This window comes from Actomonas spartinae (genome assembly GCF_051209155.1).
Classification (GTDB): Bacteria; Verrucomicrobiota; Verrucomicrobiia; order Opitutales; family Opitutaceae; genus Actomonas.
This window is the reverse complement of the sequence record NZ_JBPJGB010000002.1, coordinates 102,547-116,977: the sequence shown is the minus strand read 5'-3', so window position 1 is coordinate 116,977 and position 14,431 is coordinate 102,547. Positions and strand designations below refer to the sequence as shown.

The window sequence follows — 14,431 nt, the reverse complement described above, 5'->3', positions numbered from 1 at the left end:
AGGTTAACATTGTGCCCGCCGCCACCTGCGGGCAGGCTGTGCGCAACTCGCCCGCGGCATGACGCGACCTCCTACCCCAGTCATCCTCGCCCCCGGCACCCTGCCCCCCACGTGGGATCGGCCCGGCATTTTTGTCGCCAATCTCCTCAGTCTCTTTTTTGGCAACGAAGCCCAAACCGCCGCGCTGCGCGAGACGGTGGGTCGCCTCGAAACCTATGGCGGGCGCCTCCTCCCCATCATGGGCCTGCTCTATCGCGGCGACACCCCCAACACCGTCATCCTCGAAAACGCCCCCCAACCCCTCCTGTTGCGCTATTTCGCCGAGGAACTCGGCCTCGCCCTGCCCCACATTCACGTCCTGTCGCACGACGATCTGCTGGCCGCGTCCCGCGATCAGGAAAATGACGCCATCTCCCGGGTGCTCGAACACCTGGGCCACGTGCCGCAGGCATGGTTGGACGGTTTCGTGACCGACGCGGCCCTCGCCGCCTTCGCGCGACGCTCGGGTCATGCGACGCTCAACCACCCGCGCAGCAGTTACGAGGGCAACCACAAGCGCCTGCTCCACGAACACCTCGTCGCGCTTGGCCTGCCGGTCTTCACCACCCACCTCGTCGAGGACCGCGCCGCGCTGCCCGCCGCCCTGCGCCATCTCGCCGCCGCCGGCTTCGCCCGCGCCGCGCTCAAATCCCCCATCGGCGCCTCCGGCATCGGCCTCTGGCAATTTGCCACCGACGCCCCCCAGCCCCACCCGCCTGCCTACGCCTTCGCCAACGGCCCCTGCCTGCTGCAAGGTTGGCTCGACGCCAACGCCGACGACACGATCGTCTGCACCCGCTCGCCCAGCGCGCAGCTCATGCTGCACCCCGACGCGGTGCACGTCTTCGACCTGACCGATCAGATCCTCAGCCACGAAAGCGTTCACCAAGGCAACGCCGCCCCGCCCCCGTGGCTCGTCGCCGATGAAGCCGCCCGCGGTGAACTCTTCCGCCAGACTTCCCTCGTCGCCCGCTGGTTGCACGACCGGGGTTATCGTGGCACCGCCAGCATCGATTTTCACGTCACCGAAAACGCCGCCGGCGAACGCACCATCCGGGTCTGCGAGGTCAACGCCCGCGTCACCGGCGCCACCTACCCCGCTCTGCTCGCGCGCCACTTCAACCCGACCGGCGCCTGGCTCATGCGCAACGTCCGCTTCGACCCCGCGCCTCCCCCGGCCACCATCCTCGACACCCTTCGCCGCCACGGCCTGCTTTTTCAACCCGGCCAGGAACGCGGTCTCCTGCCGATCAACTTCAACCCCGCGCCCACCGGTGGCATCGCCAAAGGCCAGTTCCTCTGCCTCGCGCCGGATCTCGCCACCGCCAGCCGACTCCTCGACGCCGTGCACCAACACCTGCCGGTCGCCGACGCTTTCGACCGTGACTGAACCCAACGCCCATACCCGCCTGCGCGATCGACTCGTCGCCCTCACCCGCGACCTCGTGCTCATTCCCAGCACCGAGCAGGACGCCGCGGCGCGCCGCCAGTGCTACGAGTTTGTGCGCAACCACGTCGAAGGTTTTCCCAGTGTCACCTTGCACGACATCGAAGACGACGGTGTTGCCTCGCTCCTCGCGCTGCCCACCGCGCACCCCCACCCCGACGTCCTCCTCGTGGCCCACCTCGACGTCGTCGCGCACGCCGACCCCGCCGTCTACCGCACCACCCTGCGGGACGGCCGCATCATCGGTCCGGGCGCCGGCGACATGAAGGGCGCCCTCGCCATCCTCATGGTGCTCTTCCGGCGCTTTCATCGCGCCCATCCCGGCGTGAGCCTCGGCCTCGCCGTCACCACCGACGAGGAGACCGGCGGCGAACACGGCGTCGGCCACCTCGTGCAAACGCGTGGCCTGCGCTGCGGACTCGCCATCGTCCCCGACGGCGGCGCGCTCAACCGACTCACCATTGAGGAAAAAGGCATCCTCCACCTGCGCGTGCAAACCACCGGCCGCAGCGCCCACGCCGCCCGCCCTTGGCTGGGGGACAATCCGCTCGCTCGCCTCATCACCGCCCTCCATCGCCTCGAGACTCACTTCGCCACCTGGCGCACCGACCAACACCACTGGTTCCCCACCTGCGCGGTCACGACCATCGGCACCGAGAACCACACCATCAACCGCCTCCCCGCCGAAGCCCACGCCACCCTCGACGTGCGTTTCCCGCCCCCCCACACCTCCGCCTCGATGCTCGCGACCGTGCGCGAAACGCTCGGACCCGATCTCACCGTGACCCTCGTCGTCGGCGCCGAACCCACCCACCTCTCGCCCGACCCCCGCTTCGCAGAAATCACCACCGCCATCACCGGCGAACCGACCCAACTCGTGCGTGAATCCGGCGGCAGCGACGCCCGCTTTTTTCACCCGCACGGCATCCCGGTCCTACTCTCCCGCCCCACCGTCGGCAACCTCCACGCGCCCGACGAATGGATCGATATCGAATCGATGCTGAGCTACTATCGCATCTGCGAAACCTACCTCGCCGAACGCTTCGGCGTCACCCTGCCGGCCGAGCCGTGAGTTGGGCTCACTCCACTTTGGCTGACAGCAACTCCATCGTCATCGCGACCTCCCCGTCGATGGTCTGCACCATCTTGACCGGCGGCCCGGGCAACTCCTTCGCGAACCAAAACTGCGACACCACCGTTCGCGGTTCACCGCCTTCGACCGGCACCGCGCCACGGACCGTGTAGCGCCAGCAATCGAACGCACCGGCAGCGACCTCCACCGCCGCCGTTTCCACAGTCGTGCGCTCCGTCGGAAACGAGGCATGCGCTTGCAACTCCGCCCACGGCGCCTCGCCCGTTTGCACTTCCCCCATCAGCTCGCCCTCCGCCGTGGCCGTGTAGTAACGAAACCGCGCCATCGTTTCATCGCCACCGTGGAACGCGTTCACGCTCTGCACCGGCGGCCGGCCCGACGTCTCGATCAGATGCCGCGTGGTGTAACCCTCCGGCGACGCCCCCCGAATCTGCTCCGCGCTGAAGGGCGTCGGCAGGTGATCCTCCCGGAGCTGATTTTCCGCCGGCGGCGTCTCCGCCGCCGCAACCATGCCCACCAGCCAAGCCATCACCAGACCACTGCAAACGAGGACGCGTTTCATGGACCCATCCCACCGCACGCGGGCATCATCGCCAGCTTGAATCCCCGGGTGGACCAATTTTGGGACCCGGTCAAACCGGTCTCAAATGCCGATCCCCTCCGTTTCCACCCAACGGTCTCTCACGGCCAAGGCCGTCGCCCCGTTCCGATTACAAACTGACTCACGGTTTACGGCATGAACTTAGTTTACATCATAAACCTTTAGGTTCATGACATAAACCATGACCTCACAAAGTTCCCTCGAATCGGGTCTCTTCGCCTCGTATTGGGACGATGGCCTGTTGGACCTCTTGATCGGTTGTGCCGTGCTCACGGCCGGCCTCGCCTGGGTGGGTTTTGGCGCCTTGGCGGTTCTCCACGTGCCGATTTGGATCACCCTCTGGGCGCCACTCCGACGCACTTGGGTGGAGCCGCACGCCGGCTTCGTTCGCTTCAGTCAGGCTCGGCAGCAGCGCAACACCACCAGCCTCGCGCTCACGCTGGCGCTCGGCTGCGGGGTGCTCGCCTTGCTCGGCTTGGTGATCTTCAAAACCGGCCAGGCCGCCCCTGCCGCTGCGGGTGGCCACCCATGGGCAGCCGGACTTCCCGCGCTCATTATCGCGGTCGGCCTCGCCCTCGCCAGTGCACTCACCGGCGCGCGCCGCTTTCTGCTGTATGCGCCGCTGCTCCTCTTGTGCGCCGTTGCCGTCGTCCTCGCGGGCCGGGATCCGGATGTCTCGCTTATCGCCGGCGGCTTGGGTGTCCTGATCAGCGGCGCGGTGCAGTTCAACCGCTTCCGCCGCGACAGCCGCGCCTTTGCCGAACCTTCATCGTCCTGACCCATGGCGTCCGTTCCCTCCCTGCCCGACATCGACGGCTTCATCCACGAGCCCGCGCGCCTGCGCGTGCTCGCCCTTCTGGCCATGGTCGAAGAAGCGGATTTTATGTTCATTCTGCGCGCCACCGGACTCAGCCGCGGCAACCTTTCTGTGCAAATGACCAAGCTCGAAACGGCCGGCCTCGTGGAGCTCGACCGCCAACTCGACGGCGCCCGCGCCCGCACCAGCTATCGTCTCGCCTCCACCGCCGGCCCGACCTTGCGCGCCTACAAGCAGACCCTGGGCGCCATCCTCTCGACCCTGCCCGGTTGAAGCGCGACGGACTCCGGCTCGACGTCCTGATCGAAGCTCGATTCCGCTGAACGGTCAGCCCGCCGCGCCCACCGACCCTTTGCCCCCGCGCCGTCGGCCGTATTGGCTGGACGTTCCATGAAACTGCGACAACTCGGCCAATCCGACCTGCACCTCACCCCCATCGGCTTCGGCGCCTGGGCCGCCGGCGGCCCTTGGAAATTCGGCTGGTCCACCCAAAACGACGGCGACTCGGTCGCCGCCATTCTGCGGGCCCTCGAACTCGGTATCAACTGGATCGATACAGCGGCGATCTACGGCCTCGGCCACTCCGAGGAGGTGGTCGCCCGCGCGCTGGCGGAGTGGTCGGGCGAGCGTCCCTTGGTCTTCACCAAATGCTCGATGGTCTGGAACGAAGCCGGCGAGATCGACTACCGCTACACCGAGGCTTCCATCCGCGCCGAGGTCGAGGCCAGCCTGCGCCGCCTCAGGACCGACGTCATCGACCTCTACCAGATGCACTGGCCCGACGATGAGCTCGGCCCCACCCTCGAAGGCTGGGCCGCCATGGCCAAGCTCCAGGCCGAGGGCAAGGTGCGCCACATCGGCGTTTCCAACTTCAACGTCGAGGAACTCACCGCCGCCGCCGCCATCGCGCCGATCACGTCCCTCCAGCCGCCCTACTCGCTGCTCAACCGCGGCATCGAGGCGGAGGTGTTGCCCCATTGCGAAGCCCACGGCATCGGCGTGATCAACTACTCGCCCATGGGCTCCGGCCTCTTCACCGGCGCCATGACCCGCGAACGCATCGCGCAACTCCCCGCCGACGACTGGCGCCGCAACAACCCCAATTTCCAGGAGCCGAAACTCACCACCCACCTCGCCATCGCCGAACGCCTGCGCACCATCGGCGCAAAGCACGGGGTCTCGGCTGGTGTCGTGGCCATCGCTTGGACCCGCCGTCTGCCCGCCGTCACCGCCGCCATCGTCGGCGCCCGTTCCGCCGCCCAAGTGGAGGGCACGGCCCCGGCACTCGACTTCACACTCACGGCCGACGAGATTGCCTACATCGAAGCCGGCACCTGACCCCGCCGCCCCGCTCCTCTTTCCCTTTCACTCCCCACCTTCACTCCTCTCATGTAACGCGTTCTCGTCACCGGCGGTGCCGGCAAAGCCGGCCACTGGATTCTCAAACACTTCCTCGAACAGGGCTACAAAGTCACCAACGTCGACACCCGCCCACCCGCACCCGAGTTGGATTGCCACCACCTCACCGCCGATCTCACCGACCTGGGCCAGACCATCGACGCCCTCGGCCCGCACAGCACTGGCGACCGCACGCCCTACGACGGCGTCGTCCACATGGCCGCCATCCCGCGCCCGCAGATGCACGCCAACGCCGAGGTCTGGCGCATCAACACCAACACCACCTACAACGTCCTCGAGGCCTGCGGACTGCTCGGCATCAAGAAGGCCGTCATCGCCTCCTCCGAGTCGTCCTACGGCATCTGCTTCGCCAACGAATTCTTCGCGCCCGACTACCTGCCGATGGACGAGGCCCACCCGCAGTATCCGGAAGACACCTACGGCCTCACCAAGGTCGTCAACGAGGCCACGGCTGACATGTTTCACCGCCGCGACGGCACCCAGATCCTGTCTTTCCGAATCGGCAACGTCGTCTGTCCCGAGGACTACGCCGCGATCAAGGCCCGCGCCGCCGACCACCCCGAAGACCGCCTCCGCATTCTTTGGTCCTACATCGATTCCCGCGATCTGGGCCAAGCCTGTCGCCTCGGCATCGAGAAGGATGGGCTCGGCAGCCAACCCATCATCATCGCCTCCGACAACACTTCATCGCCCATCCCGTCCGCCGAACTCATCCGGCGGTTCCTGCCGGGCGTGACCGACCTTCGTCGCGACTACACCGCCCACGAGGCCTTCATCTCCAACCAGCGCCTCAAGGACCTGCTCGGCTGGAAGCAGGAACACTGGTTCTGAACCACGTGGAGTCGAGGCGCCAGCGCCGGCGCGCCGCGCGAACCCGCCGAGGGCGAATGAGCCACGGTCAGGATTCGTGATTTCGACGCGCTTTGCGCCGCGCGCGGGCTTCCCGTTCTCGCTTCCGATCCAAAATTGTAGGATCATGCTGCCGCTTCACCGCCCACACCAATAGAGTCATCACAAGGACCGTGGGGAGAAGAATGTAAGTGGCCAGTCGGAGAATCTCGGCAAGGGGTCCCGACATGCGAACAACAAGGTTTGCCCCAAAGCGTATAGCAAGCCTCCGGCGATATTTTAGCAATTACCTTACACACCGCCGAACCCTCGCCTCAAATCCGGGCCTACCTCCGCCCTCGGCCCGATCCGGCACCATGCTATCGTTTGCGATTCCCCGCCTGCTTCTCTTTTTGCAACCGCCTCTCCCGCTCGCGTTTACGATCCAGAATCGTCGGATCGTGCTGGCGTTTGATCCACCACAACATCAACGCCATCGCGACCAATATGGGTAACACGACAATCAATAAAACGCGGGATAATTCGGCTGATAATGGGCCCATTTATACCTATACGACACGGTTGGTTTAGGGCCGACAAAAGAAGAATATGCGTAAAACGACCGACCGCAAAAACACGTAGCGGGCGACCCGAGATTAAACGCCCCGTCCCGGGCCAAGCTTACATCCAACCGCACCCGAGCGGCTGACCGGCGACGCTCAGAAAGCGATCCAAACGCGCTTCGGCTCGCGCGAGCTCACCGGCGGACTCCACGCCCTCAAATTGCATCGCCGTCACCCGCGTGAGCAGCACCACGCAACGGGTCACCGTCGCCGCCAGCAGGCGCACCGACCACACCTCCCAATCGCCCGTTGCGGCATCGAGCATCCACACGTCCACCACCCCGGAACGCGAGTCTGCTTCGAGGCGCATCGTCACCTCGCTGCCCGCACGAAACCCGGCCCGGTCGGCATCCAACCACGCCGGCAAGTTGGCCTCGTTGGCGAGCAGATCAAAGACCTCCGGAACGGGCAGATCGACGGAAAGGGCGAAGGCGGGAAGGTGCATGCGCCCAACCTAGCAGGCGCAAGTGACATCCCTATGTCAGCACGCTCCGGTCGCCACCACCGCCCCGTGATGCCGCGCCAGCCGCGCGATTTCCTGCCGCACCGCCTCCATCAACGCCGGCGGCTCCAGCACCCGCGCCTGCTCGCCAAAGGGCAACAACCAGCGCGCGATCCAGGGCTCGCTCCACACCAGCGCCGAGACCTCCCAGCCCCCCTCGACCTTTCGTTTCTCCTGCACACAGGTTCCCAGTTCCTTCAGCGCCCGGTTGGCCGCATATCCCTTCGCAAACCAGAGCCTCACCCGCATGGTCATCTCTTCGTCGAAGGCCGCCCGCAGATGCTTCTCCAAGTCGAAATGAGGCCGCAAGGGCACGCGCTCCACCTGCAACTCCAGCGCCTGCACCCGATCGAGCCGGAAGCTCCGCATCGCTCGCCGCAACCGGCACCACGCGACCAGATACCAATTGAAGTCGAACAACACCACGCCCAGCGGCTCGATATCCCGCTGCGTGCGCACTTCCTGCGCCGTCTCGTAGTCGATCCGCAACACCCGTTGCTCGCTCACCGCCCGCGCACAGAGCACGAGATGATGCGCTCCCGGCACCGCCGCCCCCGCCCCAAAAACCGTCGCCGATCGCGACAAACGCGCGATCCCCTCCCGCCCATCGGCGGAGAGAATGGAGCGTATCTTCAACAACGCGCCTTCCGCCGCCTCCCCGGACCCGCGCCCACCGAACTTCGCCAATAACACGGCGCCCAGCGCCAGCGCCTGCGCCTCGTCCCGCGTAAAGGCCACCGGCGGCAGGAAATACCCCCGCGGCAGCGAGTAGCCCACCCCCGCCTCGGCCACCACCGGGATGCCGGCTTCGCTCAGCGCCCCCAGGTCCCGATACACCGTGCGCAAGCTCACCTCGAAATGCTCCGCAATCTCCGCCCCCGTCACCACCCGCCGTGATTGCAGCAAGAGGGTGATGGCAAACAGGCGGTCGATCCGATTCATGCGCCCAGCACGCCGATTCCCCCCGTCCGGCGCAACCCTGCCGCAGCTCCGCCATCAATTTCGTCTCCGTTCTTGGCAATCCGATCCGAGCGCTTTTGTCTCAACCTCCCGCCTGCGAGTCCGATCTGAACCTCAGCCTCATGCCACCCTCATCCGGATCCACCGCCCCGCAGAACCCCGCCTCCATCACCTACCGGCAGGACGCCAAGACGGGCATCCAGGTGGCCACCTGGCTCGGCCACATGACCGATCAGGCCATGCTCTCCCACTACCGCCGTTATTACGGCGCGGCGGACTACGATCCGACCTGCAGCGAACTGGCGGATCTGCGCGGGCTCACCCGCATCGACCTCACGACCGTGGGGCTCAAGAAACTCGCCAGCCTCGCCGCCCGCTTCCAGCGCCGCGGTCGCACCGCCATCGTCACCGACAACGATCTCTCCTTCGGCCTGGGCCGCATGTATAACGTCTTCGGCCCCGACGCGACGAACCGCATCGAGGTCTTCCGCGACATCGACGACGCCTTGGCCTGGCTCGGACACCCCGGCGCGCATCTGGACCGGGCGCCCGCCGACCGCGTCGGCTGAGCGCCCTTGCTCCGCGCCCGCGGGCTCGCCACGCTCGTCGTCATGTCGATTCGTCCGCTTCGCATTCTGGAGAGCTGCATCTACGCCGAGGATCTTGACGCCGCGCACGATTTCTACACCCGCATCCTCGGCCTGCGGCTGCACTCGCGCGTCGAGGGACGGCATAACTTCTACCACTGCGGTGACAGCATGGTGCTCGTCTTCAACCCGACCGCCACGCAGGAGTGCCACCCCGATGGCATCCCCTGCCACGGCAGCACCGGCCAGGAGCACATCTGCTGGGCCGTGGAATGCGACGACCTCGCCACCTGGCGCGAAAAACTCATCGCGGCGGGCGTCGACATCGAGCACGAGCAAACCTGGCCCAACGGCGCCCGCTCGATCTACTTCCGCGATCCCGCCGGCAACAGCCTTGAGTTCGCCACCCCGCGTCTCTGGGAAAACGATCCGGAATAACCGGCCCCGCCACGATGACGCCGCTCAACCCCCGCCTCGTCTTGCTCGGCGGCTGTGCCCTCGCCTTTGGCGCGTCGGTCGTGAACGTGACCTTCCTGTTCGAAACCGGCACCTCCGTGAGTCATCTCACGGGTGACCTCTCCCGCATCGCCTCCGATCTCGCCACCAGTCACGGCCAACTCAGCGCCGACCTCCTGCGGGTCACCGCCGCCGCGATCGGCTTTGTGCTCGGCGCCACCCTGTCGGGTTTCCTCATCCACCACCCGAGACTCGAAATCGAAAGACCCTACGGCCGCATGCTCTCGGCCATGGGTGGGCTGTTGCTCATCGCCGGTATGTTGCAGCCCCGCCACGCCGCCGCCGCCATCGGCGTCGCCGGCTTCGCCTGCGGCATGCAAAACGCGCTCGCTTCCCGCTACCGTGGCGTCGTGCTCCGCACCACCCACGTGACCGGCGTGCTCACCGACCTCGGTGTCGCCCTGGGCATGAAATTGCGCGGTCATGCCATCGATCGTTGGAAACTGCAGATCCCCTTTCTCCTCGCGGTCTCCTTTTTCATCGGCGCGATCTGCGGCAGCGCCCTCCATGTGCTCACCACCTGGCCCCTGCTCCTGCTCTGCGGCGCCGCCTACATCACCGGCGGACTCGGGGTGACCATCGTCAAACGACTGCCGGCAAAATCGGCGCACCCCACTTGAACCCGGGCGCATCCTTCCCAAGGTCGCGCCTAGCCCATGTCTTTTTCCACTCCCCTCGGCCGCGTCCGGCTCCTCGGTCTCATTGAAGGTTGGTCCTTCGTCGTCCTGCTTTTTGTCGCGATGCCGCTCAAGTATTTCGCCGATCAACCCATGGCCGTGCGCATCGTCGGCATGGCCCATGGCGTGCTCTTCCTCGCGCTTTGCGCCGCCGCGCTGCAGGCTCAAGTGGAGGACGAAAAGTGGCCGCTTAAACGCACCGCGCTGGTTGTGCTCGGCGCGCTGCTGCCCTTCGGTCCCTTCGTGGTCGAGAAGCGTGTGCTCGCCCCGACCGCCGCGGCGAACCGGGATTGAGCCCTCACTGCAGGCCGGCCGCCTGCGCGATGTCGTCCCAAGCGTAGAACTGGAACGTTCGGTCCGTCGACATCGCCACGAACAATCCGCCCGGGAAGCCTGGCAGTTCCACCGCCGTGACGTCGCTGCCGTCACTTTCATCGGTGCTCAGCTTCACCACTCCCATCAAGGGATGTTCATGCGGATGGGTCGCGGTGCCTTCGCGCGGGAAGATCCGAAACGTGTTGGCCTGCTGGTCCGACACCAGGATGTAGCCCGTGCCGGCGCCGGTCGGGTAAATGGCAATGCCTTCGTGGTCGCGGGCAAATCCGCTCAGGCCAAACTCACCCAGCATGTCCTCCGCATCCTCCGCCGCCGGATCGGCGTGGTATTTGCGAACCCCATACGTTTCGTCGCTGGCGTAGAGGTAGCCGAGCTCCTGGTCGACCGCCAGCGCCTCGATTTCCTTGCGGCCGCTCCACTCGCCAAAGGCCCGCACGAAGAGGCCGCGAATGACGCCCGTGCCGTCATCGACCAAGCGATACTGGTGCAGGTATCCCGCCGTCGGGGCGCCGAAGTCCGACCGGCTCACAATCGCAAACAAAGCGCCGTCATGAGGACGTCGATACAACGCGATGCCCATCACATCGCGGGCGCGCTCGCCTTCGAACACCGGGATGCCGCCGCCGTCGACCGGTGCCATGTCGGGCAGGCGGAAAACGCGCAGCCGGTGCGCGAAACGTTCCGCGACGACCACGAGGTCGGCCGTGCCCGCGCCCAGCGCGATGTCGTAGGCGAGGTCGCAGTTGTTGGGCCGCGCGAGACCGCGCACGGAGAGGTCCTTGCGCTCCACGCCATCGAGGCCGAACACCAGCAGCGCGCCATCGACGTCCTTGTCGGTGCCGAGCACGAGGCTTTCCGCCGGGTTGGCGCGGTTCACCCAGATGGCGGGATCATCGCTGTCGTGCTTGGCCGGCGTGGTGACCACGCGCGGGGCGACGGGCTGATCCGCCAAGGCGGACACGGCCAGGAACGAGAGGGAAACAAGGCGGAGGATGCGCATGATGATCGGTCGGGAAATGCACCAACGAGGTGGCGCCATCAGGCGCCACCTCGGACATGCAAACGACTATTTACTACTGGCTGCTGACAGGATCGGGCGCGGAGCTCACATGCTCCAACGCAGACCGAAGTTCACGGTGTAATCGTATTCCTCGAACTGGCCGAGGCGGTCGACGCCACCGTTCGGCGTCTTGAAGAAGACCTTGAAGGGTTCATTGGTGATGTTGGCCCACTCGCCGAACACTTCCCACTGGTCGTTCACGCGGTAACGCATGGTGAGGTCGAGTTGGGTGGCGGCGTCGACCCAGACGTCCTCCCACTCGTCGCCCCCGAATGCCTCGTCCTCACGCAGACGTTCGCTGCGATAGTTGAGCGCGAGGCGGGCGAAGAAACCGCTCTTCTCGTAAGTCAGCGCGAGGTTGCCGACGGTGTCGGCGTTGCCGATGAAATCGAGCTTCTCGCCGGGGCGGGTCGGGTAGTTGGCCTCGGAGTCGGCGAGCGTCACGTTGGCCATCAAGCCCAGACCGTCGAACGGCGCGGGCAGCATGCGAAGCTGCTGCTGATAGGCGAGTTCGAGGCCCATGATCTCGCCGGAGCTGCCGTTGGCGAAGGTGGTCAACTCGTAGGTCGGCAGCGAGGCGTAACCGCCGTCGACGGCGTATTCGTAGGAGAAGTTTTTGATGTCCTTGTAGAACACGCTGGCCGACACAAGACCGAGCGAGGGCAGGTAGTATTCAATCGAGGCGTCCCAGTTGGTCGACTCGAGGGCTTCGAGCGCCGGGTTGCCGAGGAAGACCTCCTCGTCGTCGTGATTGATCGCGACGCGCGCCGCGCTGTCCCCAAAGGACGGACGCGAAAGCGAGTTGGAGAAGGAGGCGCGCAGCACCAGGCTCTCGTTGATTTCGTGGCGCAGGTAGACGCCGGGCAGCCAGTTGGTGTAGCTGCGGGAGAAGGACTCGTCGCCCAGCACGACTTCGTTGGCGAGATCGACCTGCTTGCCGGTCGAGTCGAACTTGGTGCGTTCGACGCGCACGCCGGCGGTGAAGGTCGTCTGGCCGACCGTCGTGCTGCCCATGACGTAACCGGCCAGCACATCCTCGTTGCTCACCCAGTCGTCGAGCTCGCTGTCCTCAAACTGGCGCTCTGCTTCGAAGCTGGAGAGGTTCGGGAAGAACGCGGCGGCCGCGGCGAGACGATCGATGCGCGGCACGGCGAAACCGTAGGGATAGTCGCCGACTTCGCCGGCGAGGTTGGCGAAGCTGAACGAATCGGGACCATCGGAGTATTCAGTGACCTCGACCTCCTGCGTTTTCTCCTTCGCGCGGAAGGCTCCGCCGAACTTGAGGAAGGTCGGGTTGGCAGCGCTGAAGTCGTAGCGGGCGTTCACCACCGCGTCGTATTCGGTCTCGTCACCGGCATCGCTGGTGAACTCGACCCGCTGCAGCGCGTAGGAATTCGGATCGGTGATCGCCGCGCCGCCGAGTTGGGCAAACTGGATGTCGTAGGCGTCGGAGAAGTTGTAGGTGAAGATGCCGTCGCGGGCGTTGCGGCGGAAACGGTATTGGGTCTCGTCGGGGCTTTCTTCGTGGCCCTTCGAGTAACCGACCGCGACATCGACCGCCCACGGGCCGTTGTTGAACTCAACCCCGGCGGAAAGGGCCTTGAGGTCCTGATCTTTCACCCGGTCGCGCAGGTCGCGACGGAAGCGACGCACGTCCTCGAAGCGGGCGGAGGTGGCGTCGAGCGACACGAGATCGCCTTCGGTGAAATCGATCACCGTGCGGTAGCGCTGCTCGGTGTCCTTGAAGCGGTTGTAGTTGCCGCGCACATACCACTCCACCGTGTCGGTCGGGCGCCCCTCGACGGCGGCGGAGACGCCGTAGCGTTCGCGCTCGATCACGTAGTCGCGGAAGTTCACCGCTTCGAGCAGGTAATAATCGTTGTTGTCGCCGGGCGAAGTTTCCTCGCTCCAGCCGTCATGCTCGTAGTTGTAGGAGCCGAATTTGCGCACCTGCCAGGTCGGCGCGACCAGCAGGCCGATCGTGCCGTCCGCGGTGACGGTGGAAACCTTGCCGTTGAACTTGTAGCCGGTCTTGCCGGACAGCGCCGAATAGATGCCCTGCGACTTGAACGAGGCGTGCAGGCCATCGTGATCAAAGGGGCTCTTGGTTTTGATGTTCACCGTTCCGCCCACGCCTTCGCCGTCCATGTCGGGCGTCGGGACCTTGGTGATCTCCACGGAATCGAGCGCGTCGGCCGGAATCACGTCGAGGGCGATACCGCGGTCGCCTTCCTCGGGGCTGGCGAGCTTCATGCCGTTGAGCTGCACGTTGTTCAGCGCGTAGTTGATGCCGCGGACGACGATGTAGCGGCCCTCGCCCTGGTCGCGGTAAAGCGCCAGACCCGGGATGCGTTGCAAGGCCTCGGCGGCATTCTGGTCGGGGAAGCTGCCGATCTCGTCGGCGGCCACGATGTTGGTGAGCGTGTCGGCGGCGCGTTGGGCATTGATCGCGCGGGCCGTGCCTACCACGGCGCCTTGGATCACCATTGCGTCCATCTCCAACACTTCAAAGGCCGCGTCGAGCCGCGTGATGCCGGAACTGTCGACGGAGACCGGTTGCTCCATGTCTTCATAACCGACGTAGCTGAAGCGCAGGGTCTGCGCGCCGGTGTCGACGTTGGGCAGCGTGTAGCGACCGTCGCCGCCGGTGAAGGCGACCGTCGAGGTGCCCGCGACGCGAACGCGGACGCCCTCCAGCGCGAGGCCGGTGTTGGCGTCGGTCACCCGACCGCTGATCGTGCCCAGGGACTGGGCCAGCAGCGACGCCGCCGTGGCGATCGCGAAAAGGAATGTGCAGAGATGGCGTTTCATGGTGTGCAGGAGATAAGTCTCCCTCCGAGTCACGCGTCTGCCGTCGCCGGTCAACGCCGGTCGGGCGCCGTCACGGCTTCTTCACCTCGCCGCCGCCGCAACGTCACCAACGTGC

The 14,431-nt window shown here is 65.9% G+C and carries 14 protein-coding genes and 1 pseudogene; 10 read left to right on the top strand and 5 right to left on the bottom strand.

Going from position 1 to position 14,431, the window contains the following annotated elements:
* The first annotated feature begins 58 nt into the window (after positions 1 to 58).
* Both AC0MRV_RS08540 and AC0MRV_RS08535 read left to right on the top strand, forming a co-directional pair.
* A complete protein-coding gene (locus AC0MRV_RS08540; protein ID WP_472764036.1) occupies positions 59 to 1,429 on the top strand; it encodes a preATP grasp domain-containing protein in 1,371 nt (456 codons plus the stop codon).
* On the top strand, positions 1,422 to 2,558 hold the full coding sequence (locus tag AC0MRV_RS08535; RefSeq protein WP_472764035.1) for a M20 family metallopeptidase: 1,137 nt from the start codon (positions 1,422 to 1,424) through the stop codon (positions 2,556 to 2,558). Before AC0MRV_RS08540 ends, AC0MRV_RS08535 begins: the two co-directional genes overlap by 8 nt.
* Before the next feature lie 7 nt (positions 2,559 to 2,565).
* Here AC0MRV_RS08535 and AC0MRV_RS08530 read toward each other — a convergent pair whose 3' ends face one another.
* Positions 2,566 to 3,141 carry a hypothetical protein gene (locus AC0MRV_RS08530; protein ID WP_472764034.1) on the bottom strand — a complete coding sequence of 192 codons (576 nt, stop codon included), beginning with the start codon at positions 3,139 to 3,141 and terminating at the stop codon, positions 2,566 to 2,568.
* A 220-nt stretch (positions 3,142 to 3,361) separates the two neighbouring features.
* On the opposite strand from AC0MRV_RS08530, the gene AC0MRV_RS08525 reads away from it, so the two are divergent.
* From AC0MRV_RS08525 to AC0MRV_RS08510, 4 genes and pseudogenes are all read left to right on the top strand, one after another.
* The gene (locus AC0MRV_RS08525) at positions 3,362 to 3,958 is read left to right on the top strand and encodes a hypothetical protein (RefSeq protein WP_472764033.1); all 597 of its coding nucleotides are present in this window, start codon (positions 3,362 to 3,364) and stop codon (positions 3,956 to 3,958) included.
* 3 nt (positions 3,959 to 3,961) lie between these two features.
* Entirely contained in the window at positions 3,962 to 4,270 is a 309-nt protein-coding gene (locus tag AC0MRV_RS08520; RefSeq protein WP_472764032.1) for a transcriptional regulator, read from the top strand.
* Between the two features lie 117 nt (positions 4,271 to 4,387).
* Positions 4,388 to 5,335 carry an aldo/keto reductase gene (locus AC0MRV_RS08515; RefSeq protein ID WP_472764031.1) on the top strand — a complete coding sequence of 316 codons (948 nt, stop codon included), beginning with the start codon at positions 4,388 to 4,390 and terminating at the stop codon, positions 5,333 to 5,335.
* Between the two features lie 72 nt (positions 5,336 to 5,407).
* Positions 5,408 to 6,247, top strand: a pseudogene (locus tag AC0MRV_RS08510) (NAD-dependent epimerase/dehydratase family protein); the annotation flags it as partial.
* A gap of 678 nt (positions 6,248 to 6,925) precedes the next feature.
* Here the strand turns inward: AC0MRV_RS08510 and AC0MRV_RS08505 are convergent.
* Positions 6,926 to 7,312, bottom strand: a complete 387-nt coding sequence (locus tag AC0MRV_RS08505; protein WP_472764030.1) for a hypothetical protein — start codon at positions 7,310 to 7,312, stop codon at positions 6,926 to 6,928.
* A gap of 36 nt (positions 7,313 to 7,348) precedes the next feature.
* Positions 7,349 to 8,311: a helix-turn-helix transcriptional regulator gene (locus AC0MRV_RS08500; protein WP_472764029.1), complete on the bottom strand. Its 963-nt coding sequence runs from the start codon at positions 8,309 to 8,311 to the stop codon at positions 7,349 to 7,351.
* Positions 8,312 to 8,451: 140 nt separating this feature from the next.
* Between AC0MRV_RS08500 and AC0MRV_RS08495 the strand changes: the two genes are divergently transcribed.
* From AC0MRV_RS08495 to AC0MRV_RS08480, 4 genes are read left to right on the top strand one after another with little or no spacing between them, the layout of a single operon-like run.
* On the top strand, positions 8,452 to 8,898 hold the full coding sequence (locus AC0MRV_RS08495; RefSeq protein WP_472764028.1) for a hypothetical protein: 447 nt from the start codon (positions 8,452 to 8,454) through the stop codon (positions 8,896 to 8,898).
* Between the two features lie 6 nt (positions 8,899 to 8,904).
* On the top strand, positions 8,905 to 9,354 hold the full coding sequence (locus tag AC0MRV_RS08490; protein WP_472764027.1) for a VOC family protein: 450 nt from the start codon (positions 8,905 to 8,907) through the stop codon (positions 9,352 to 9,354).
* 14 nt (positions 9,355 to 9,368) lie between these two features.
* Entirely contained in the window at positions 9,369 to 10,052 is a 684-nt protein-coding gene (locus AC0MRV_RS08485) for a YoaK family protein (protein ID WP_472764026.1), read from the top strand.
* A 36-nt stretch (positions 10,053 to 10,088) separates the two neighbouring features.
* Complete coding sequence (locus AC0MRV_RS08480) at positions 10,089 to 10,403, top strand: DUF3817 domain-containing protein (RefSeq protein ID WP_472764025.1); 315 nt, start codon at positions 10,089 to 10,091, stop codon at positions 10,401 to 10,403.
* Positions 10,404 to 10,407: 4 nt separating this feature from the next.
* Here AC0MRV_RS08480 and AC0MRV_RS08475 read toward each other — a convergent pair whose 3' ends face one another.
* Both AC0MRV_RS08475 and AC0MRV_RS08470 read right to left on the bottom strand, forming a co-directional pair.
* A complete protein-coding gene (locus tag AC0MRV_RS08475; RefSeq protein ID WP_472764024.1) occupies positions 10,408 to 11,445 on the bottom strand; it encodes a phytase in 1,038 nt (345 codons plus the stop codon).
* A gap of 105 nt (positions 11,446 to 11,550) precedes the next feature.
* The gene (locus AC0MRV_RS08470; RefSeq protein WP_472764023.1) at positions 11,551 to 14,316 is read right to left on the bottom strand and encodes a TonB-dependent receptor; all 2,766 of its coding nucleotides are present in this window, start codon (positions 14,314 to 14,316) and stop codon (positions 11,551 to 11,553) included.
* Positions 14,317 to 14,431 lie beyond the last annotated feature (115 nt).